The sequence below is a fragment of the Anaerobacillus alkaliphilus genome (assembly GCF_004116265.1).
In the GTDB taxonomy this organism is placed as follows: Bacteria; Bacillota; Bacilli; order Bacillales; family Anaerobacillaceae; genus Anaerobacillus; species Anaerobacillus alkaliphilus.
Genome location: NZ_QOUX01000042.1, coordinates 161,025 through 181,650, shown reverse-complemented (window position 1 = coordinate 181,650; position 20,626 = coordinate 161,025). Strand labels below are relative to the sequence as shown.

Here is a 20,626-nt window from a genome sequence, read left to right as displayed (position 1 = left end):
TTTTATTCGTCTTGGAGCAATGCCTCTAGTTGTTTTTTTCCGTTCCCTGCCAAAAGATGACCTGGTTGGATCTTTAGCGCCGCTTCAAACATCTCTAAAGCCTTTTTTCCATCTTCTTTAAAAGCATAGGCTACACCTAGATTATAATAAGCATCTGCGTGATTTTCATCTGAAGTTATTACTCTCTCAAGAACAGCAATTGCCTCATCAATTTGTTCTGTTTGTGCTAGTGTTATTCCATATTGGAAGAGAGCATCAATATCATTTGGATTTTTTTCAGTTGCTGTCAAGAAGTTAGCTAATGCATACGGAAAAACACCCATATTTGAATAACAAAGCCCTAGCATAAAGTAAGCATCAGCCTCGACCAAACCGTTAGCAATCGCCTCTTTAAACATACCAATCGCTTCTTCGAATTTATCTTGTTCAAAATATGTATTTCCAGCACCATAAAAGGCTGTAGCCATTGTCGAATCTATCTCAATTGCCCGATTATAGAATGTGATTGCTCGATCACGTTCACCAATAACCGATAGTAAATGGCCAAAATTCACGTACGCAACAGCATCATTTGGGTTCTCTGCTATTGCTTCATTTAATAATTTTGCGGCCTCTTCTACTTTACCTTCTTGAATCAATTTCGCTGCCTCAGCTTGTTTATTTTCCATTTGTATCACTCCTAAGTTTCATTAAGGTCTAATCTGAAAAAAAGACTGTCTCAATGGCTAGTTGAGATCAGTCCACTTTTTTAATTATTTTATCAATTGTTCCGCCACCTAAGCACTCATCATCTCGATAGAAAACTACAGCTTGTCCAGGCGTAATCGCACGCTGCGGCTCATCAAAGATCACTTTGGCCGTTCCATCTTCTTCAAGATACACTGTGACTCCATTATCTGGCTGTCGGTAACGAAATTTAGCGGTGCAGGTAAATGTTTGAGGAACCTCTTGATTACTAACCCAGTTAATATTAGTTGCTGTTAAACCTTCTGAGTATAAACTCGGATGATGGAAGCCTTGAGCTACAAATAAAATATTCTTTTCTAAATCCTTCCCTGCAGCAAACCACGGTTCACCAGAACCACCAATACCAAGACCATGACGTTGCCCTAATGTATAGTACATTAACCCATCATGCTTTCCTTTCACTTCACCTTCAAAGGTTTGCATTTCCCCTGGTTGCGCAGGTAAAAATTGACCTAAAAATTCTTTGAAGTTACGCTCCCCAATAAAACAAATCCCAGTACTATCCTTTTTATTGGCTGTAGCTAATTGTGCCTTTTGAGCAATTTCGCGTACCTCTTTCTTTGGTAGATCTCCAATCGGAAACATCGTCTTGGATAATTGATCTTGTCCTAACGCGTTTAAAAAGTAGGTTTGATCTTTATTCTCATCAACACCACGAAGCATTTTGTATTCTCCATCACGGAATGCTACTCTTGCATAATGCCCTGTTGCTAAATAATCCGCCCCCAGAGACATCGCATGATCTAAGAAGGCTTTAAACTTTATTTCTTTGTTACACATTACATCAGGATTTGGCGTTCTTCCTGCTTTGTATTCATCTAAGAAATAAGTGAAAACCTTGTCCCAATACTGTTTTTCGAAATTAACTGCGTAATATGGAATACCAATTTGATTACAGACACGGATGACATCATTATAATCTTCAGTTGCTGTACAAACTCCATTTTCGTCTGTATCATCCCAGTTTTTCATAAAGATACCAATTACGTCGTACCCTTGTTCCTTCAAAAGATAGGCAGCTACAGATGAGTCAACCCCACCTGACATTCCAACTACTACCCTTGTATCCTTTGGTGCTTTGTTGTTTTGTAGCATTACCTCACTACCTCTCACTTACTGTTTAATTCTCTGAACAATTTTTACGGTTTCATTTGCTACTAGGTTAATCTCTTCTTTGGTGTTACCTAGACCAAAGCTAAAGCGAATAGCTGACATGACTCGTGGTGTATCATTGCGAAACATGTTTGCTAACACATGGGAAGGCTCTAAGCTTCCAGCAGTACACGCTGATCCACTAGATGCTGCAATACCTAATAAGTCAAGGTTAACTAGCAATGACTCAACCCCTACTCCCTCAAAACTTACATTTAAAATGTGCGGTAAGTATGTTTCTTGATCACCGTTAATTTGAAAGTTAATACCTGAATTTCTAAAAATAGTAACCATCTGATTTCTGAAAGAATTATATTGAGCTCGCTTTTCAATTTGTTGTTCAAAAGCAAGCTTGGCTGCTACCTTCATCCCTACTATTCCCGCTACATTCTCTGTCCCTGCTCGTCTTTTTCTTTCCTGGTCACCACCATAAAGACTAGGTTGTATCCTCCTTTGACTATTAGCATAAAGGAAGCCTACTCCTTTTGGACCGTTAATCTTGTGAGAGGAAACACTTAAGAAATCAATGTTCATTTCTTTTACGTCAATTGTTTCAATTCCGTATGCTTGAACTGCGTCAGTATGAAAAGCAATTCCATGCTCAGACAACAATTGTCCTATTTCAGTTATCGGCTGAATCGTCCCTACCTCGTTATTTCCAAACATGATTGACACTAATATTGTATCTTGACGAAGAGATTGCTTTAATTCTTCTATGGAAATCTTACCACTTTCATCCACAGGTAGGTAGGTAAGCTCAAAACCTTGCTTCTCTAAATAATCACACGTATGTAAAAGTGCATGATGTTCAATAGCAGATGTGATAATATGCTTACCTTTATCTTGGTTTGCCATGGCAAAACCAATTACGGCTAGATTATCTGCCTCGGTACCTCCACTGGTAAAGATGATTTCTTTTTCTTCGGCATTGATTGTTTTGGCTAAATACGCTCGTGCTTCGTCAATAGCTTGTCTAGTTTTTCGACCAAATTGATGAATGCTTGATGGATTGCCAAAGTTTTCATAAAAATAAGGCAGCATTGCTTCTACAACTTTAGGATGTGTTGGTGAAGTAGCTGCATGATCTACGTAGATAGGATTCATTTTCGTTTTGACACCTTCTTAAAATCAATTGTGAATGTTGAATTAAGAATTATGAATTGGCTTAGCAAAGCTTCGAAGCAATACATTACTCAATTCACAATTCAAAATTCCTAATTCATAATTTATATTATGGACTAAATATAAAACATATAGTATTCTTGGTTTCCTTTGTCTTCAAAGTTTGCTAAATCCTCCAAAGTTGTGTTATCTAACACGTCTTTAACAGCATCTCTAATCTTGATCCAAAGATCTCGTTTTGCAGGTTCCTCATCATCAAGTACTTCAACAGGACTAATTGGTCCTTCTAACACCCGAATGATATCACCGGCTGTGATTTTGTCTGCTTCTTTAGCTAACATGTAGCCGCCATAAGCCCCACGGACACTTTTCACTAGTAGCGCATTTCGAAGAGGTGCAATTAACTGTTCTAGATAATGTTCTGAAAGATCGTAATCCTTTGCTATAGACTTTAATGATACCGGCCCTTCACCGTGCTTCTTTGCTAACGCCATCATGATTGTTAACCCGTAGCGTCCCTTTGTCGATATTTTCAATTTGTATCCCTCTTTCTATCATTCGATCTACTAAAGTTTGACATTGTGGTAGTGTATAACCTACAACATTACCAATTGTTAAACTAAAAATAACTGTTCCGATAAATACTGGTCCACCTAATTGCCAACCAATGATTAATACAATGATTTCCATTACAAGACGAACGTGTTGAACTTTCCAACCACTCAATTCAGTAATTGCAATCATTAGACTATCTCTCGGGCCTGCACCACATTTTGGTGCAATATATAGACCAATTCCATATCCACAGACAATGACTCCAACCAAAAGCATAACATATTGACCTACGGTTGTGGCAGGTGTCTCAATAAAAAGTCGGAAAATGTCAATAAATACACCTACAAGTACCATGTTAATAAAGGCCCCTAGTTTAGGTAACTCTTTCGTTAATAAACTTGTGATTGAAATAATACAAAAACCTACAATGATTGACCAAGATCCAACTGTAAGGCCTACTTGTTTCGTTAACCCTATATGAAGAACATCCCATGGTGCAACGCCTAAGTTTGCTTCAATCATTAAGACTATTCCTAAAGACATAATAAGTAAACCTACTATGAAAATAAGCCATCTTCTACCTAATATTCGTTTGTTTGTCCCCAAGTTGTCTCCTACTCTCGCTTGTATCTTTATCTTTATCTTTATCTAAGGCTCTGTTCGTAAACATTGTGGCTTTTCTATCCCCAATTATATCATGATTCCAAAAACTGTTGGTAAGATTAAGAACAATATAGAAAATCGTTGCATTTCAACTTTTATTCAGTTAATCTGACTCAAAAGACTCGTAAGGAGTAGGAAAGCCGTGGATTTATTTAACTATTCTTCAAAAAATAATGATAACTTAAAAGGACCTTTAGCAAATCGGATGCGTCCTAGAACCATTAATGAAGTGGTCGGCCAAGACCATATTTTTGGCAAGGGTTCCTTACTTAGACGTGCTATTGAAGCTGATCGTCTTACACCAATGATATTTTTCGGACCACCTGGAACTGGAAAGACAACAATTGCAAGGGTTATTGCAAATTCAACTTCAGCAACATTTGAACAGTTAAATGCTGTAACAGCTGGAATTGCCGACATAAGAAAAGTGATTGACGAAGCAAAAGAACGTCTTTTGATGTACAGTAAAAAAACAGTCTTGTTTATAGACGAGATCCATAGATTTAATAAAGGCCAACAAGATGCCTTGTTACCAAACGTTGAAGACGGAACAGTTATTTTAATTGGTGCAACAACTGAAAGTCCCATGTTTGAGATTAATCAAGCTCTACTTTCTAGATCAAGGTTGTTTCAACTTAAACCACATAATGAGGAAGACATTAGAAAAATACTAAATCATGCCCTTTTGGACAAAGAACGAGGATTTGGAAACTATCAAGTTACTATTTCGGATGAAGCACTTGATCATTTTGTGAATGTTTCAAATGGAGATGCAAGATCTGCTCTGAACGCTCTTGAACTCGCCGTTTTAACTACCAATCCAGACTCTAAAGGGTGTATTAGTATTACTTTACAGATTGCCGAAGAGTCAATTCAAAAGCGCATAGTCAGATATGACAAAAAGGGTGATAACCACTACGATACAATTTCTGCGTTTATTAAAAGTATACGTGGTTCAGATCCAGATGCAACACTATATTGGCTTGCAAAAATGTTGTACGCAGGAGAAGATCCAAAGTTTATCGCGAGAAGATTATATGTTCATGCCGCAGAGGATATTGGTTTAGCAGACCCTAATGCCTTACTAATTGTACAGGCTGCTGCCTATGCAGTTAATTTCATCGGTATGCCTGAAGCAAGAATTCCATTAGCGGAAGCAGCACTTTATTTAGCAACTGCGCCTAAAAGTAATGCTGTTATTGTAGGGATTGATAATGCTTTAGAAGCGGTAAAAAAGGAGAAAACAGGTGAAGTACCTGTACATTTAAGAGATGCTCATTATAAAGGTGCAAAAGAATTGGGGCATGGAGTAGGCTATAAATATCCCCATAATTATGAAAAGAACTACGTCTCCCAACAATATTTGCCTGATCATATGCTTGGAAAAAATTTCTACAAACCATCAGAAAACGGCTATGAGTTGACTGTAACGAAACGTTTAGACTACTTCGAAAAACGAAAAAAAATGTAAAAAGCAGAGTGCAGAATGTAAAAAAAATTACATTCTGCACTCTTTTTGTTTAACATCTAGTACTTTATACAATTGACGGTATGTTATCTCCTTTTATAGTTTTTCGTATCTATTATTTTACCTTAAGCAAACAAATTCTTTTTTTCTTATCCTTATAAATCTAACTAACTAAAGAAGATCCCAGTCTAAAACTAATTATTTTGGCAAAAAATGCTCCTAGTCTATGTATATTTGCATCAAAATCTGGCAAAAGTATTACTAAACAATTAACATTTTTTCTCATTTACAAAATGGGTAGAAAAATAGAAACGAATTATAAGGAGATGAACGATTATGAAAATTAGACAGGATGCATGGTCATCAGAAGACGATTTATTATTAGCAGAAACAGTTTTGCGCCACATTAGAGAAGGTGGTACACAGCTAAAAGCCTTTGATGAAGTAGGAGATGAGTTAAACCGTACGTCAGCTGCATGCGGGTTCCGCTGGAATGCCGTAGTTAGAAATCAGTATAACGAAGCAATAAAACTAGCAAAAAAACAAAGAAAAGAAATGAAAAGAAGAATGTCATTTAAACCAACGACGGTTCATACTCAAATGGAGACAGCAATGATGCCTACGATGACAGCTTCTGAAGTACATGTGATGACAAAAAATCATCAACCACAACATCAGAATATTGGTCTGAAAGAGGTACTTAACTTTATTCAATCATTAGCATCAAATGAAGGTAGTTCATCTGAATTAAGAAAAGAAAATGAAAAGCTAATGAGAGAAAACCTTCAACTAATGACTGAGAAAAAAGAGTTAGAAACTAAGCTTTCTAAACTTGAAAACGACCACCGCGTTGTTGAAGAAGACTACCAATCCTTAATTCAAATTATGAATCGTGCTCGTCGAATGGCATTACTTCAAGATGAAGAAGAGCAAGTACAATCACCTAAATTCCGGATGGATAAGAATGGAAATCTTGAAAAAATAGCAAAATAAGAAAAAGCATCGGCAGTGTGAACTGCACCCCAATTGTTAGACACAACTAACGATTGGGGTGCAGTTTTATTTATGACTAAATTTACAAGTGATACGAAATTAATGATCATTGAAGGCTATAACTCGAAAATAACTTCTCAAAAAGAATATGCAAAGCAGCTAGGTGTTACAAGAGCACAATTCCAATATTGGTTGAAGTTATATGAATTACATGGAGAAGAAGGACTTAAAAACACCTATACAAACTGTTCTGTTGGATTTAAACTAGATGTACTAAACTACATGGTTCAAACTGGTGCGTCATTAATGGATACCGCAGCCCTTTTTAAACTCTCTAGTTATACAATGGTGTATGATTGGCAGAAAAAGATGGAGGTTGGTGGTGTAGAAGCCCTTGAACCGAAACAAAAGGGACGTCTATCCATGAAAAATAAATCTACTAACCAACCAAAAGAGGCACCAGCCAAAGGATCAGTCGAGGCATATGAAGCGCGTATAAGACAATTAGAAATGGAAAATGAGTATTTAAAAAAGTTGAATGCCTTAGTTCAAAAAAAATCACCAAACAAGACAAAGCACAAGTAGTCTATGAATTAAGGCATAAATACCCGGTGAAGGCACTCGTGAAGCTCGCTGATATTCCACGTAGTACATACTATGATTTAGTGAAGAGAATGAAACGTCCAGATTCAGACAGTGATTTAAAAGCTGAAATTAAGGCCATTTATGAAGAACATGAAGGTCGTTACGGTTACCGTCGTATTCGTGATGAGCTAACAATTCGTGGGCAAAAAGTGAATCACAAAAAGGTTCAACGTATCATGAAAGAGCTTGGTCTAAAATGTCTGGTACGCATGAAAAAATATAAATCTTACAAAGGTACTGTAGGAAAAATCGCGCCGAATCATTTAGATCGCCAATTTACAGCGGATGCCCCAAATCAGAAGTGGGTAACGGATATTACAGAGTTTAAATTATTTGGTGAGAAACTCTATTTATCACCTGTATTAGATTTATTTAATGGAGAAATTATTACGTATACAATCGGCTCAAGACCAACATATTCACTTGTTTCAAAGATGTTAGAGAAAGCTCTAGAGAGGTTACCAGAAGAGCATGAACTACTAATGCATTCAGACCAAGGTTGGCATTATCAGATGAAACAGTATTGTCATGCCCTCCAAGAAAGAGGAATCATTCAAAGTATGTCTCGTAAAGGAAACTGTTACGATAATTCGGTGATGGAAAATTTCTTTGGGATTATGAAATCAGAATTCCTTTATTATAAGGAATTTGAAAGTATAGAGCATTTTATGCAAGAACTGGAAAAGTATATGAAATACTATAATACGAAACGGATGAAGGCAAAATTAAAAATGAGTCCGGTACAATACCGAACTCATTTTGAGCAAGCTGCCTGACAAAATAACCGTGTCTAACTTTTAGGGGTCACTTCAGTGCCGATGCTTTTCTTATTATATATCTTCAACAATTATATATGTTGCTTTAATTGGGCCATGAACACCAACAACCAAATTCAATTCAATATCTGCACTGTTACTAGGTCCAGAGATAAAATTGATGCATGATGGGATGCGCCCAGCCTGTGACATTTGGTGTATTTTTGTAGCTGCTTGTGTCATTCTTGGTACGATTGTACTTTTAGGAATTATAGCAATATATGTTGCTGGAAGTAGACTCACAGATCTGCCTTTTCCTTTTTCACTAAATAAGACAACAGTTCCTGACTCAGCTAAAGTTATATCTGAAAACGTAATTCCAATGTTAGCTCTTTCTGCTATTTTTATATTTTCCTCACCAATTTCCGGATCCCAAACATGAAATTTATTATCATCCATATTAGCAAACTCGTTAAAGACTTCAACTAATTGATATTCTTCAAAGCGAGGATCCTTCCAGCTAACAATTGATTTTCCACCTAACTCCTCTATCACTTCTTTAACGATATGAGGCAAATTTGTTAACTGCGTTCTTTTACAAACTGTATGAATACGTCCACATTGATCTTCTAATTCATCTAGCAATTCATCTTGGCCCAGATCCTTAAATACTTCATATTGAGGACGATGCTTCCATTTCGGACGTTCAACACCAATTGTTTTACGTTCTCTTCCAAGTGATTTAGCAATGTTATCTAGAAACGTATCTTTGTTATAAGCTGTTCCTATTGTCATATTAATTCCCTCCCTTGTCACGGTTCTCAAACCAGGTTCTAAACTTATCTTTCCCTTTACTAAGTTCAGGTAAGTCTCGAATGTCTGTCCAGAGCTTAACTGGTCCAGGTCCATCTGAGATAAAACCATTTTTTGTGTAAGGTCCCATAACAGAAGGAGCAGTTTTTGTTCCCATGTTATAAACAGTTGGTGTTGAAGCGGCAAATGCATACCCTTTCATTGCCAATTTCTCGGCAAAAGGTGCCTTACCCTCATTTTCTACCATGACACGGCGGTGCTCAATTAACAGGTTATGAAGCGGGATTTTCACTGGACAAACATCTGTGCAGGCAGCGCATAAGCTAGAAGCATACGGCAGTTCTTTGTATTCATCATAGTCCCCTAATAGAGGATTTAACACCGCTCCTATTGGACCAGGATAAATAGATCCATAGGAGTGTCCTCCTACATGGCGGTATACAGGACAAACATTGATACAAGCCGCACACCTTATACACTGTAATGCACTTTGAAACTGCGTTCCGAGGATTTTAGACCTACCGTTATCTACAATTACTAAGTGAAATTCTTCAGGTCCGTCTACATCACCTTTTTGTTTAGGACCAGTTAAGCCTGTTACATAGCTAGTTAATTTTTGTCCTACAGCACTTCTTGCTAGCATGCTAATTAAAATATCCAATTCTTCCCAAGTAGGCACTATTCTTTCCATTCCCATTACTGTAATTTGAGTTTTAGGAATTGTTGTTGCTAATCGGGCATTTCCTTCATTAGTAACAAGGGAAATCGACCCTGATTCTGCTACCGCAAAGTTGCATCCAGTAATACCAACTTCCCCTTCTAAGAAGTCTTTACGTAATGTTTCGCGAGCAAACAATGCTAGCTCTTTTGGGTCACTAGACTTGTTGTACCCTCTTTTCTCACTAAACGTTTCGCGAATTTGCTCTTTATTTTTATGAAGGGCAGGAACAACAATATGCGAAGGCGGGTCATGGTCATCTAATTGTAAGATCCATTCGCCAAGATCTGTTTCAATGACTTCACAGCCAATAGATTCTAAGGCTTGATTCATACTAATCTCTTCAGTAACCATCGACTTAGATTTAATAATTTTCTTAGCGTTCTTCTTGGATACTACAGACTTAATATAATCATTTGCGTCCTCAGCTGTTTCTGCAAAAAAGACATTCCCGCCATTTTTTATCACATTTTCAGTTAATTGTTCTAAGTAAAAATCTAAATTTTCAAGTGTATGCTGACGAATTTCTTCCGCAAGGTTGCGCCACTCCTCCCAATTCCCTAACGTACTGATTGAATCTAGACGGCGACCTTGCATACGCTCTTGTGCTCCTGCAACTGCTTTACGCATGAAATCATTATTAATACCTTTTTCTACCCGCTCAAAAAATTTCTCTTCCCCAATTTTTATCCCCATCTAAAACACCCCCTTAGCGACTATTTAACACTTCTGCTATATGCATCACTTTTATTGGTTTTCCTTGACGATTAATTCTACCCCCGATATTCATTAAGCAACCAAGATCAGCTCCAATTAAAACTTCCGCATCTGTCTCTGTAATATGCTGAACTTTTTCGTCTACCATTTGTTCTGAGATCGGAAGCATTTTTACAGAGAAAGTTCCACCAAACCCGCAACACTGTTCTTTGTTAGGCAACTCCGTATACTTTAAACCTTCTACATTCTTCAAAAGGGTAATTGGTGCGGTTTTCACTCCTAATAATCGAGTCATATGACAAGAAGTATGATAGGTTGCTTTTACTTCTAGCTTCGCACCTACATCTTTTACATTTAAGACATCTACAAGAAACTGTGTTAATTCATAAGACTTATTTTTAAGATCTTCTGCTTTTTGTTTCCACTCTAGTTCATCTTCAAAAAGGTGTACATATTCATGTAACATGGTTGTACATGAACCAGATGGAGATACCACATACTCTGCATCTTTAAAGACATTAATCATATGCTTCGCTACTTCTTTTGTTTCACGGTGATAACCACTGTTAAAAGCAGGCTGCCCACAGCATGTTTGTTTTTTTGGAAAATCTACTTCACAGCCAAAACGCTCCAATATTTCAACTGTACTTTTACCAACTGAGGCTGGGTAAACAACATCTGCTAAACAAGTTAAAAACAACGATACTTTCATTTACTTTCCCCCTAGCAATTCAATATAGTCAGGTCATCTGATGACTTTGATAATAAAAAAAACGATACTTACTAAATTCCGCTTTAAACAACATTATAAATTACTATTCCCCAACTATTATACTAAATAATAGACTGGGGAACAGTATTTTAACAAATAAATTACGCTACTTTATTTTGTTCTATATCCATCTCTTTGTTTTTCTTAATGCCTGTAATAATCATATAGATTAGTAAGCCTATGACTGCAAATAGGATGACTGAACCGATATTGAAACCCAAACCATATAAGTATACATACCCTAGAGAACCAGCAAAGAGGACATAGTACATCATCGGAATAAGTGTTTTACGTATCATCGAACCTTCACGACCTACAACACCAGCCGCAGCCGAAGCGGCTACTACATTGTGTACGCAAATCATGTTACCTGCTGCTCCACCAATTGCTTGGAGGGCTACGATTATTGTTGCACTTGAGCCAACTCCAATTAATTCTGCTGTGTTATATTGAAATCCTGCAAACATCATATTTGAGATTGTATTACTTCCTGCGACGAATGCTCCAAGTGCACCAATTATTGGTGAGATGATTGGCCATTGTGCACCAAACACTTCAGCTGCACCTACCGCTAATTGAAATGGCATTGCCCTGAATTCATTGGTTGCAACGTTTGAGTTAATGAAAACTTGAACCATAGGTACTGCAAATAGTAAGGCAGGTGCAGCACTAACTGTTGTCTTGAATGCTCCATTTATTGCCTTATTATATGAAGAGCCTCTCATTCCATATAACAAGATACATATAAGTGATACTAATAAAAAGATTGCTGCCGGTAAATAAAATGGGGTTTGTGAAGATTGAATTCCGGTTTCAAATAAACCGTTTTCATTTCCAAAAACTTTAACATAATCTATTTTAATATTTTGTAAGAATTTCTTAACAGGCAAAAAGTCAAGGCGTGTTATCACCAATAGTACTCCAACTAATACATAAGGAAACCATGATTTAACCATCGAAACTTTTGGACCTTTAAAATCACTAGTATCTACTTTTAAACTACCAGTCCATTCTGGATCCCACTTTTCTTCTTTCTCAAAAGTCCAAGTATGTTTTGGTAACAAAAATCTCTTTTTAGCAGCTGGGACAACAATAGCTAAACCAATTAACCCACCAAAAAGTGATGGAAACTCAGGTCCAAGTAGGTTGGCAATTAACGCATACGGCACAGTAAATGCTGCACCTGCAAAGATTGCAAACTTCCAGATAGCAAAACCTTCTGCAAATGATTTATTTTTCCCGAAATACCTAGTTAGCATCGCTACCATTACTAATGGTAGGAAAATACCAACAATCATATGAAGGATTGCAACTTGCCCTGCGATTTGAAGCAACGTATTCGGTAAATTGGTTATAGATTCAATTGAACCTAGTGCACCATTTACTCCTACTAGAATTGGAGTTCCAATTGCTCCAAACGTTACTGGTGTCGATTGAATAATTAATGCTACCAATACTGCTCCCATTGCCGGAAAGCCAATTGCAACTAGTAGTGGTGCGGCAATCGCTGCCGGCGTACCAAAACCTGAAGCTCCTTCTATAAAGGAACCAAATAACCAAGCAATAATGATTGCTTGAACACGGCGGTCAGGAGATACATCAGTAAACCCTTGTTTAATTGTATTTAGTGCACCGCCCTCTTTTAATGTGTTTAATAGTAAAATTGCTCCAAAAACAATAAGTAAAATATCAATAGACATGACAACCCCACGAAACGATGCAGCAAAAACTTGAATTATTGGAACGTTCCATACAAATAGTGCAACTGTAACAGTTACCAAAAATGATACTGGCATTGCTCGACTAGCTGGCCACCTTAAGATGACCAAAAAAAGTAATACAGATAAAATTGGTACTAATGCAATAATAGCTAATAACCCTGTCCCCAACTTAATTCCCCCTAGAAAAATTCATACGGTCATCTGATAACCTAACAACATAGCACCCTATAAGTTTCCTTTATAATCTAAACTCCCCAGTTTAGTGATAACAAATCTTAAGGTCATCAGATGACTTATGTAAGTGCTTTCATTATATGAAAGGTTCTGAAATTTATCAATAGAATGTTCATAAAAACTGTGGCTACTAAACTAATTTATACTTATATAAAAAAATTAAGCACAAAACTACCAGAATATTTGGGTTAAAGTACAATTCTGGATCTGAAACAAAAACAATAAATTACAATAACAGTAAATAAAAAAAATGTTGGATTAGTAATTCCTACTAATTCAACATTTTTTTATTATCGTTCAATGTGGATGTCTTTTAGCAGTGTTGTAATAACATGCCCTGCCATAATTAGTCCAGAAACTGAAGGGACAAATGCATTTGATGATGGTGGCATTTTTGCTTTTCTAATTTGACCTTCTTCAGCAGCCTTCGAAACAATTTCTTTTCTAATTTCTTCACGAATTTTAATGGGTTGTTCATCAGAAAATACAACATTTATCCCTTTATGTATGCCCTGTTTACGTAATTTTGTTCTGATAACTTTTGCAATAGGATCATAAGTTGTTTTAGAGATATCTGCAATTCTTAGTCTAGTTGGGTCCATTTTATTTGCGACACCCATACTTGAGATGATAGGGATTTTTCTTCTTAAACATTCTTTCATTAAATGGATTTTGTATGAAATCGTGTCAGAAGCATCAACAACAAAATCAAGCCCATACTCAAAGAATGATTCATAGGTTTCTTCTGTATAGAACATTTTTAAAGCGATCACTTCACATTCAGGATTAATATCGGCAATTCTAGCCTTCATTAAATCAACTTTCGGCTGACCGACTGTCGATAGCAAGGCATGTACTTGGCGATTTACGTTTGTAATATCAACATCATCTTTATCGACTAACACAAGTCTCCCTACTCCAGAACGTGCAAGAGCCTCTGCAGAGAAAGAACCTACTCCTCCAATTCCTAATACAGCAACAGTACTATTTTTTAAAATGTTTAAACCATCATGACCGATGGCAAGTTCATTCCTGGAAAACTGATGTAACATGTTTATTCTCCTTCCAAATCCTATTAAATCAATAGGAAATCTACACTCACGAATAAAAATATATCATATGCTGTATAAATTGTAAATTTCCCTTTTTAAGACCTGTCTATACCCTCGGACTAGAAGTTCTGTTCCTAGCCTATGAATAAATAAAAACCTAGGAAATTTTCCTAGGTTGGTCATAAACAAAAGAAATTAGAGCCCCAAAATGCCGTAAAACACATAGTTTTGAACCTGCCTCGGCAGGTGGGTGCCTTGTTTATTTCTTAGTACTTCCTCTCGAGAAGGCTTGCACGCCAAACTAAAACTTCAGGCTCCCTTATTAAAAATGTTGGCTCAAAACTTATAGTATCCTACTAACACCTCAGGATGCTCATTTGTTGTTTTTATCATATCACGATTTTTTTTTGAATTCAAGTTTACGAGGTGAATTCCACTAAAATTTGCAAATTCGACAAATTTTGATTATAACGCTTTTAATTGCGTTTCAACGGTAAACTTTTCAACCTTTGTATTTACTCGTAAAACTGGAAAAATGTCAACGGGTTGATCAGCGCTCTTGATTGAAGGTAGTAGTTGATTTGCTGTAATTAACATTGCTACCTTTTCTTTATTTTCAAACTGAACTACTTTATCTACTCGATAGGTTACTAATTTTAGGAATTGGTAAATTTCTTTTTCATTCGCTATATCATACAAAACTAAATATTCCTTAGTATCTACATGATTTACAACCTTTCTTTTAATGGGCGTTTGTTTAAAAGTCTTGTTCTGAAGCTGGTGAAGATAATCTTCAATCATACTTGTTGCCGTTGGTTTTTTACCTGCACCTGGTCCAGAAGCAACAAAGTTCCCTAACCAATCTCCTTGCAAAAAGATTCCATTGTTCTCGTTAATAATTGAAGATAATGGATGTTTCTCCTCAACAAAAGTAGGGGAAATAGATCCCTTTACTTCATGACCATCATAATATGCTTCAGCAATGTACTTTAATTTCAACTGAAAATAGTCACCTGCTTTAAAATGCCAGGACTTTAAGTGAGACATACCAGTTCTTTGGAATTGTTCTGGTGTTGGCCACGAACCAAAACAAAGCCTACAGAGAATTTGTAACTTATATAGAGCATCATACCCCTCTACATCTGAGGTCGGATCCGCTTCTGCAAAGCCAAGTTCTTGAGCTTCTCTTAAAACACTTTCAAATGTCCGATTTCCTTCTTGTAGACTTGTGATAATATAATTGGTTGTTCCATTCAAAATTCCTGACACCTTTTCAACGGAGGTCCATTGTAGCTGACTTTTAAGCGTATTAATAATTGGAATACCACCAGCAACGGTTGCTTCAAAACCAATGAATGTTTCATACTTCTTTGCTAAACTCTCAAGTTTTGAACCATGTTTAGCTATTAGCTCCTTATTTGCTGTAATGACAGGAATTCTCTTTGTTAACAAAAACGTTACATAATCTAGTGCTGGTTGCTCCCCACCCATCGCTTCAAAAACGACATGATACTCATGCTTGAAAAAGTCATCAGCTACATCTGTTAGTAACTCATCATTAGAATTATTACTATATTTTTGTTTGTCTCTTATCAGGATTTTCTCTACAGACACGGAATCTCCTAATAGCTGTTCTAAATAACTTAACGTATCTGTAATACCCTCGTACACCCCTGAATTTACTGTACCAAACCCTAATAAGCCAATTTTGATCAACGAGACCATCTCCTTAACATTCCAAGTTGAAAATTTCCGCACGACTAATCTTACAAAATAAAAAAACCTCTCCAGATAAGGAAAGGTTTTTAACTCCTTCACTTATCTGCCAAAGCTAATAGTAGCTCTGCTGAAATTAGCACCTTGTTAAATAAGTGAAGATTGTATTTACAATCTCCCTACGGTTATCCAAAGATAACCTTAACAGGTTGCCGGGCTTCATAGGGTCAGTCCCTCCGCCTCTCTTGATAAGTATATTTATTTTTTTACAGCCATTAGTTTTTTAAATAGTAAAATTATTTCAAAGCTTCAAAATTCACGTAAAAATAATATAGCATGAAAAGAAAAAAATGTAAAACATAAAATGTTAAATTTTCTTGTTGGTTTTTTAGTGATTAACCAACCAAGTAATTCTACATTTTACGTTTTACATTCATATTAATTACGCTTCTATTTTCTCTTCTTTTTTAGGAAGCACTGATAGGTTTAGTTCTTTTAACTGTGCTTCACTAACGCCACTTGGAGCGTTTGTAAGTAAACAACTCGCACTAGCGGTTTTTGGAAATGCTATTGTATCACGTAGATTTGTTCTTCCTGCTAACAACATAATCAAACGATCTAATCCAAGTGCAATCCCACCATGTGGAGGAGTTCCGTATTCAAAGGCTTCTAGTAAAAATCCAAATTGGTTCCGTGCTTCTTCATCAGAGAAACCTAATGCTTTAAACATTGTTTCTTGTAGCCCGCGTTCATAAATACGTTGTGAACCTCCCCCAAGCTCATATCCGTTTAAAACTAAATCGTAAGCTTCTGCTCTTACTTTTTCTGGGGCAGAAGTAAGTAGCTCTTCGTCTTCTTTAACTGGTCGAGTAAATGGGTGGTGTTCAGCTACATAGCGACTAGCTTCTTCATCATACGACAATAGCGGGAACTCAGTAACCCATAGGAAATTGAATTGAGTCTTATCGATTAGTTGTAATTCCTTCGCAAACTTTAAACGTAGTGCTCCTAAGCTATCAAATACAACTTTCTTTTTATCAGCCCCAAAGAATAGAAGGTCTCCAACTTCAGCATTAAGAGCTAAGCGCATTTCCGTTTGCTCTTCTTCAGAAAGGAATTTCACAATTGGACCTTTTAAACCATCTTCCTCAACCTTCAGCCAGGCAAGTCCTTTTGCTCCATAAATTGCAACAAATTTTGCTAAGTCATCGATCTCTTTACGAGAATACTTTAAAGCTCCACCTTTCACGTTGATACCTTTGACAATTCCACCGTTCTCAATAGCTGAAGTAAACACCTTAAAGCCGCAATTTTTAACAATATGTGATAACTCGACAAGTTCCATTCCGAAACGAGTGTCTGGTTTATCTGACCCGTAACGATTCATTGCTTCATCATACGTTAATCGCTGAAAAGGAGCTTGAACATCTAATCCTTTGACTTCTTTCATAACCTTAACCATCATTTCTTCCATCATCGCCAATAAATCTTCTTTATCCATGAACGAAGTTTCAATATCGACTTGAGTAAATTCAGGCTGGCGGTCAGCTCGTAGATCCTCGTCACGGAAACATCTAACTATTTGGTAGTAACGCTCAAAGCCAGAAACCATTAATAATTGCTTAAAGATTTGAGGTGACTGTGGTAAGGCATAAAATTCCCCATGATGAACACGACTTGGAACTAAATAATCACGTGCACCTTCTGGCGTACTCTTTGTAAGCATTGGTGTTTCAACTTCTAAGAATGTATTGTTGTCTAGAAAATCACGAATTAATTTTGTTGTTTTATGACGTAACATAAATGTTTCTTGCATTTCAGGACGTCTTAAATCAAGGTAGCGATATTTAAGACGGACGTCTTCTGAAGCCGTTGTTGAGTCCTCAATTTGAAATGGTAAAGCTTTTGATTTATTAAGGACTTCAATTTTTGTTGCCAGTACTTCAACTTTTCCAGTCTTCATCTTAGGATTAACTGTCGCCTCATTTCGCGCAGAAACTGTTCCTTCGATATCGATTACATATTCGCTACGGATTTTGTCAGCAATTTCAAGTGCCTCTCTTGATGTCTCTGGTTGGAATACTACTTGTACAATACCAGAACGATCACGCAAATCAATAAAAATAACTTGACCTAGGTCACGACGAGTTTGCACCCACCCTTTCAAACGAACTTTTTCGCCTATTGTTGTTTCTAATACATCTCCACACTTATGTGTTCTTCCAATCACTACTAATACCCCCTATAAATTCATTTTCTCTAGTAAGTAATCCGTAATTTGATCCAATGCTACCTCTTGTTGTTCACCTGTAGCCATTTCTTTTACGACAACAACATTTTGCTCTAATTCACTATCTCCAATAATTAAGACATAGGTAGCTTGAAAACGATCAGCAGCTTTCATTTGAGCTTTCATTTTCTTGTCTAGATAATCCTGATCACACGAGAAACCAGCCTGTCTTAACTTAAAACTAATATTCGCTCCTGCGAGCTTTGCTTCTTCACCTAAGGCGATCACATAACAATCGATTTTTTCAGTAACAGGCAATGAAATATTTTGTACTTCTAACGCCATTAGCAGGCGTTCAATACTTAATGCAAAACCTATTCCTGGTGTTTCAGGTCCACCAATTTCTTGAACTAATCCGTTATATCTACCACCGCCACTAAGTGTTGTAATAGATCCAAATCCATCACCATCAATCATAATCTCAAAAGCAGTATTATTATAATAATCCAAACCACGAACAAGGTTTGGGTCTACTTCAAAACTAATCCCCATATCAGTTAATAACTTTTTTACCTTTTCGAAGTAGTTTGTAGACTCCTCATTTAGATAATCTAGGATGGCAGGTGCTGTAGCCATTAGTTCGTGATCGCGATCCTTTTTACAATCCAGAATTCGCAATGGATTTTTGGCTAACCTTGCTTGGCAGTCTGAGCAAAACTCTTCAATTCTAGGTTGAAAATGTTGAACAAGTGCTTCACGATGAGCATTTCTACTTTCCGTATCCCCAAGACTATTGATGACAAGTTTTAAATTTTTCAATCCTAACTCACGATAAAACTCCATCGCTAAGGCAATCACTTCTGCATCTATCGTTGGATCAGAGCTTCCTAATGCTTCTACTCCAAATTGGACAAACTGACGCATTCTCCCTGACTGTGGACGTTCATAGCGAAACATAGGACCAATATAATATAACTTTGTTGGTTGAATTGGATTACCAAATAGTTTATTTTCAACAAAAGATCTAACCGTAGATGCCGTTCCTTCTGGTCTTAGAGTTAAGCTACGACCACCACGATCTTCAAATGTGTACATTTCTTTTTGGACGATATCCGTGGTATCCCCAACACCTCTCATAAATAATTCTGTTTGTTCAAAGATTGGTGTTCGGATTTCCTTATAATTGTACCTTCGACAAAGATCTCTTGCTTTTTCTTCTACATATTGCCAAAGTTCTACTTTCCCGGGCAATATATCTTGTGTGCCGCGCGGTATTTTGAAATTCATAGTAAACTCCTCCTGTATCTAAACATCTATGTACTCTTTTATAACAATGGCTCTTTTCGTTAACTTTGTGGTTGTTCAACAAATAGATAAGTATTTTGGTTACTACTCAGTTTTAAAGGTTAGAATAGATGCCCGCCAAACCTTGTGAAATGCCTTTACTATTTGATTTGAAGATAACATTTTTTTGCAAAAACAGCCTTAACAATACAAAAAACTCCCATCCCTGATATAACGAATATATCAGGGACGAGAGTTTAAATCCCGTGGTGCCACCCTAATTGGATCTTTATTAGAAAAAGATCCCACTTTAAACAGTTAACGCCTGTAACGTTTCCCCCTACTAATCAATAAAAAATCTTTGTTCAGGGAAAAACCTAAGGAGTGTTCATTCATTAAGTACATGGAGAAATGTTTACAGCCACGACATTTCCTCTCTTACCACGTAAGATCTTAACTACTGTGCTCCCTCAATGGTTATATAAATATTATGTTAATCGTTGTATTCTATCATACGAACTAACAGTACGGTTGTCAATATAGAAATAATATTTAATTTCTTGCTAACTTCTTTTTTAGGTCTTTAACTGACCTTAAAGAAATTCCATATTCTTCTGCCAACTCAAAATTTGTGCTATTTTGCTCTTTTTGAATAAAATCATGAAAGTCAACTCCAATGAGTTGATGATGTCCATTGTTTACCCCTGATTGTTTACTTCCTGCTCTCATAATCGACTTCCTTTCAAACTCTTTTCCCTTTATCATGTCCAGTTTTTAAAATAAAAAACCCTAACTTGGAAAAGTTAGGGTACATTATTATTTACTTTCTACAATTAACGTTACAGGACCATGATTAATAAGCTGAACATCCATCATTGCACCAAAAATCCCCGTTTCCACCTTAATTCCCTTTTCACGTAGTTTCTCATTAAACAGGTCATAGAGTCTTTCAGCTAGTTCTGGTTTAGCCGCACTCATGAAGTTCGGTCTTCTTCCTTTACGACAGTCACCATATAAGGTGAATTGAGAGATCGATAAAATTTGTCCACCTACATCTAGCAAAGACAAATTCATTTTTTCATTTTCATCTTCAAATATACGTAGATTTACAATTTTATCTGTTAGAAAAGCCACATCATCTACCGTATCTTCATGTGTAATCCCTACAAGAAGCATAAAGCCAAAGTCAATTGCGCCAACAGTTTTTCCATCAACAGCAACACTAGCTTGTTTTGTCCTTTGAACAACAACTCTCACTCTACTTAACCC

18 protein-coding genes, 1 other RNA gene, 1 riboswitch and 1 other annotated feature are annotated in these 20,626 nt (G+C 36.6%); of the genes, 3 read left to right on the top strand and 16 right to left on the bottom strand.

The genetic code is table 11. The features are described 5' to 3' along the window. Positions 1–2 precede the first annotated feature (2 nt). The 5 genes from DS745_RS13755 to DS745_RS13735 all read right to left on the bottom strand — a co-directional run bounded on the left by DS745_RS13755 (position 3) and on the right by DS745_RS13735 (position 4,182). Entirely contained in the window at positions 3–668 is a 666-nt protein-coding gene (locus DS745_RS13755; RefSeq protein WP_129078804.1) for a tetratricopeptide repeat protein, read from the bottom strand. 67 nt (positions 669–735) lie between these two features. Beyond that, positions 736–1,842 carry a tRNA 2-thiouridine(34) synthase MnmA gene (mnmA, locus tag DS745_RS13750; protein WP_129078803.1) on the bottom strand — a complete coding sequence of 369 codons (1,107 nt, stop codon included), beginning with the start codon at positions 1,840–1,842 and terminating at the stop codon, positions 736–738. Between the two features lie 18 nt (positions 1,843–1,860). Beyond that, positions 1,861–3,003, bottom strand: a complete 1,143-nt coding sequence (locus DS745_RS13745) for a cysteine desulfurase family protein (protein ID WP_129078802.1) — start codon at positions 3,001–3,003, stop codon at positions 1,861–1,863. A gap of 134 nt (positions 3,004–3,137) precedes the next feature. After that, entirely contained in the window at positions 3,138–3,557 is a 420-nt protein-coding gene (gene cymR / locus DS745_RS13740) for a cysteine metabolism transcriptional regulator CymR (protein WP_129078801.1), read from the bottom strand. After that, positions 3,490–4,182, bottom strand: coding sequence for a YczE/YyaS/YitT family protein (locus DS745_RS13735; RefSeq protein ID WP_129078800.1), 693 nt, complete (start codon positions 4,180–4,182; stop codon positions 3,490–3,492). The genes cymR and DS745_RS13735 overlap by 68 nt, the downstream gene beginning before the upstream one ends. A 199-nt stretch (positions 4,183–4,381) precedes the next feature. Here DS745_RS13735 and DS745_RS13730 point away from each other — a divergent pair, with 199 nt between their 5' ends. From DS745_RS13730 to DS745_RS13720, 3 genes are all read left to right on the top strand, one after another. After that, positions 4,382–5,710 (top strand): AAA family ATPase, encoded by a 1,329-nt coding sequence (locus DS745_RS13730; protein WP_129078799.1) that lies wholly within the window; start codon positions 4,382–4,384, stop codon positions 5,708–5,710. Between the two features lie 333 nt (positions 5,711–6,043). After that, positions 6,044–6,700 (top strand): RsfA family transcriptional regulator, encoded by a 657-nt coding sequence (locus DS745_RS13725; protein ID WP_277750925.1) that lies wholly within the window; start codon positions 6,044–6,046, stop codon positions 6,698–6,700. A 72-nt stretch (positions 6,701–6,772) separates the two neighbouring features. Continuing rightward, positions 6,773–8,121 (top strand): IS3 family transposase gene (locus DS745_RS13720; protein WP_129078797.1). Its coding sequence is split into 2 segments (ribosomal slippage): positions 6,773–7,226 and positions 7,226–8,121, totalling 1,350 coding nucleotides; the frame shifts between segments, so codons are not numbered across the junction. A gap of 54 nt (positions 8,122–8,175) precedes the next feature. Here DS745_RS13720 and DS745_RS13715 read toward each other — a convergent pair. The 11 genes from DS745_RS13715 to dtd form a co-directional block, all read right to left on the bottom strand. Beyond that, positions 8,176–8,895: a LutC/YkgG family protein gene (locus DS745_RS13715; protein WP_129078796.1), complete on the bottom strand. Its 720-nt coding sequence runs from the start codon at positions 8,893–8,895 to the stop codon at positions 8,176–8,178. 1 nt (position 8,896) lies between these two features. Further along, positions 8,897–10,327 (bottom strand): LutB/LldF family L-lactate oxidation iron-sulfur protein, encoded by a 1,431-nt coding sequence (locus DS745_RS13710; protein ID WP_129078795.1) that lies wholly within the window; start codon positions 10,325–10,327, stop codon positions 8,897–8,899. A 13-nt stretch (positions 10,328–10,340) separates the two neighbouring features. After that, entirely contained in the window at positions 10,341–11,060 is a 720-nt protein-coding gene (locus DS745_RS13705) for a (Fe-S)-binding protein (RefSeq protein ID WP_129078794.1), read from the bottom strand. 161 nt (positions 11,061–11,221) lie between these two features. Continuing rightward, positions 11,222–13,009, bottom strand: a complete 1,788-nt coding sequence (locus DS745_RS13700) for an L-lactate permease (protein WP_129078793.1) — start codon at positions 13,007–13,009, stop codon at positions 11,222–11,224. 356 nt (positions 13,010–13,365) lie between these two features. Further along, entirely contained in the window at positions 13,366–14,127 is a 762-nt protein-coding gene (locus tag DS745_RS13695) for a tRNA threonylcarbamoyladenosine dehydratase (RefSeq protein ID WP_129078792.1), read from the bottom strand. Positions 14,128–14,323: 196 nt separating this feature from the next. After that, positions 14,324–14,501, bottom strand: a non-coding RNA gene (gene ssrS / locus DS745_RS13690) — 6S RNA. Between the two features lie 91 nt (positions 14,502–14,592). Then, positions 14,593–15,843: a homoserine dehydrogenase gene (locus tag DS745_RS13685; protein WP_161568266.1), complete on the bottom strand. Its 1,251-nt coding sequence runs from the start codon at positions 15,841–15,843 to the stop codon at positions 14,593–14,595. A 99-nt stretch (positions 15,844–15,942) separates the two neighbouring features. Further along, a riboswitch (SAM riboswitch) is annotated at positions 15,943–16,098 on the bottom strand. A gap of 187 nt (positions 16,099–16,285) precedes the next feature. After that, complete coding sequence (aspS, locus tag DS745_RS13680; RefSeq protein ID WP_129078790.1) at positions 16,286–18,073, bottom strand: aspartate--tRNA ligase; 1,788 nt, start codon at positions 18,071–18,073, stop codon at positions 16,286–16,288. A gap of 12 nt (positions 18,074–18,085) precedes the next feature. Next, complete coding sequence (gene hisS, locus DS745_RS13675) at positions 18,086–19,360, bottom strand: histidine--tRNA ligase (RefSeq protein WP_129078789.1); 1,275 nt, start codon at positions 19,358–19,360, stop codon at positions 18,086–18,088. A 239-nt stretch (positions 19,361–19,599) separates the two neighbouring features. Further along, positions 19,600–19,840 (bottom strand) — a binding site (T-box leader). A 69-nt stretch (positions 19,841–19,909) separates the two neighbouring features. Next, entirely contained in the window at positions 19,910–20,086 is a 177-nt protein-coding gene (locus DS745_RS13670) for an RNA polymerase subunit sigma-70 (protein ID WP_129078788.1), read from the bottom strand. Between the two features lie 87 nt (positions 20,087–20,173). Further along, on the bottom strand, positions 20,174–20,614 hold the full coding sequence (dtd, locus tag DS745_RS13665; protein ID WP_129078787.1) for a D-aminoacyl-tRNA deacylase: 441 nt from the start codon (positions 20,612–20,614) through the stop codon (positions 20,174–20,176). Positions 20,615–20,626: the final 12 nt, after the last annotated feature.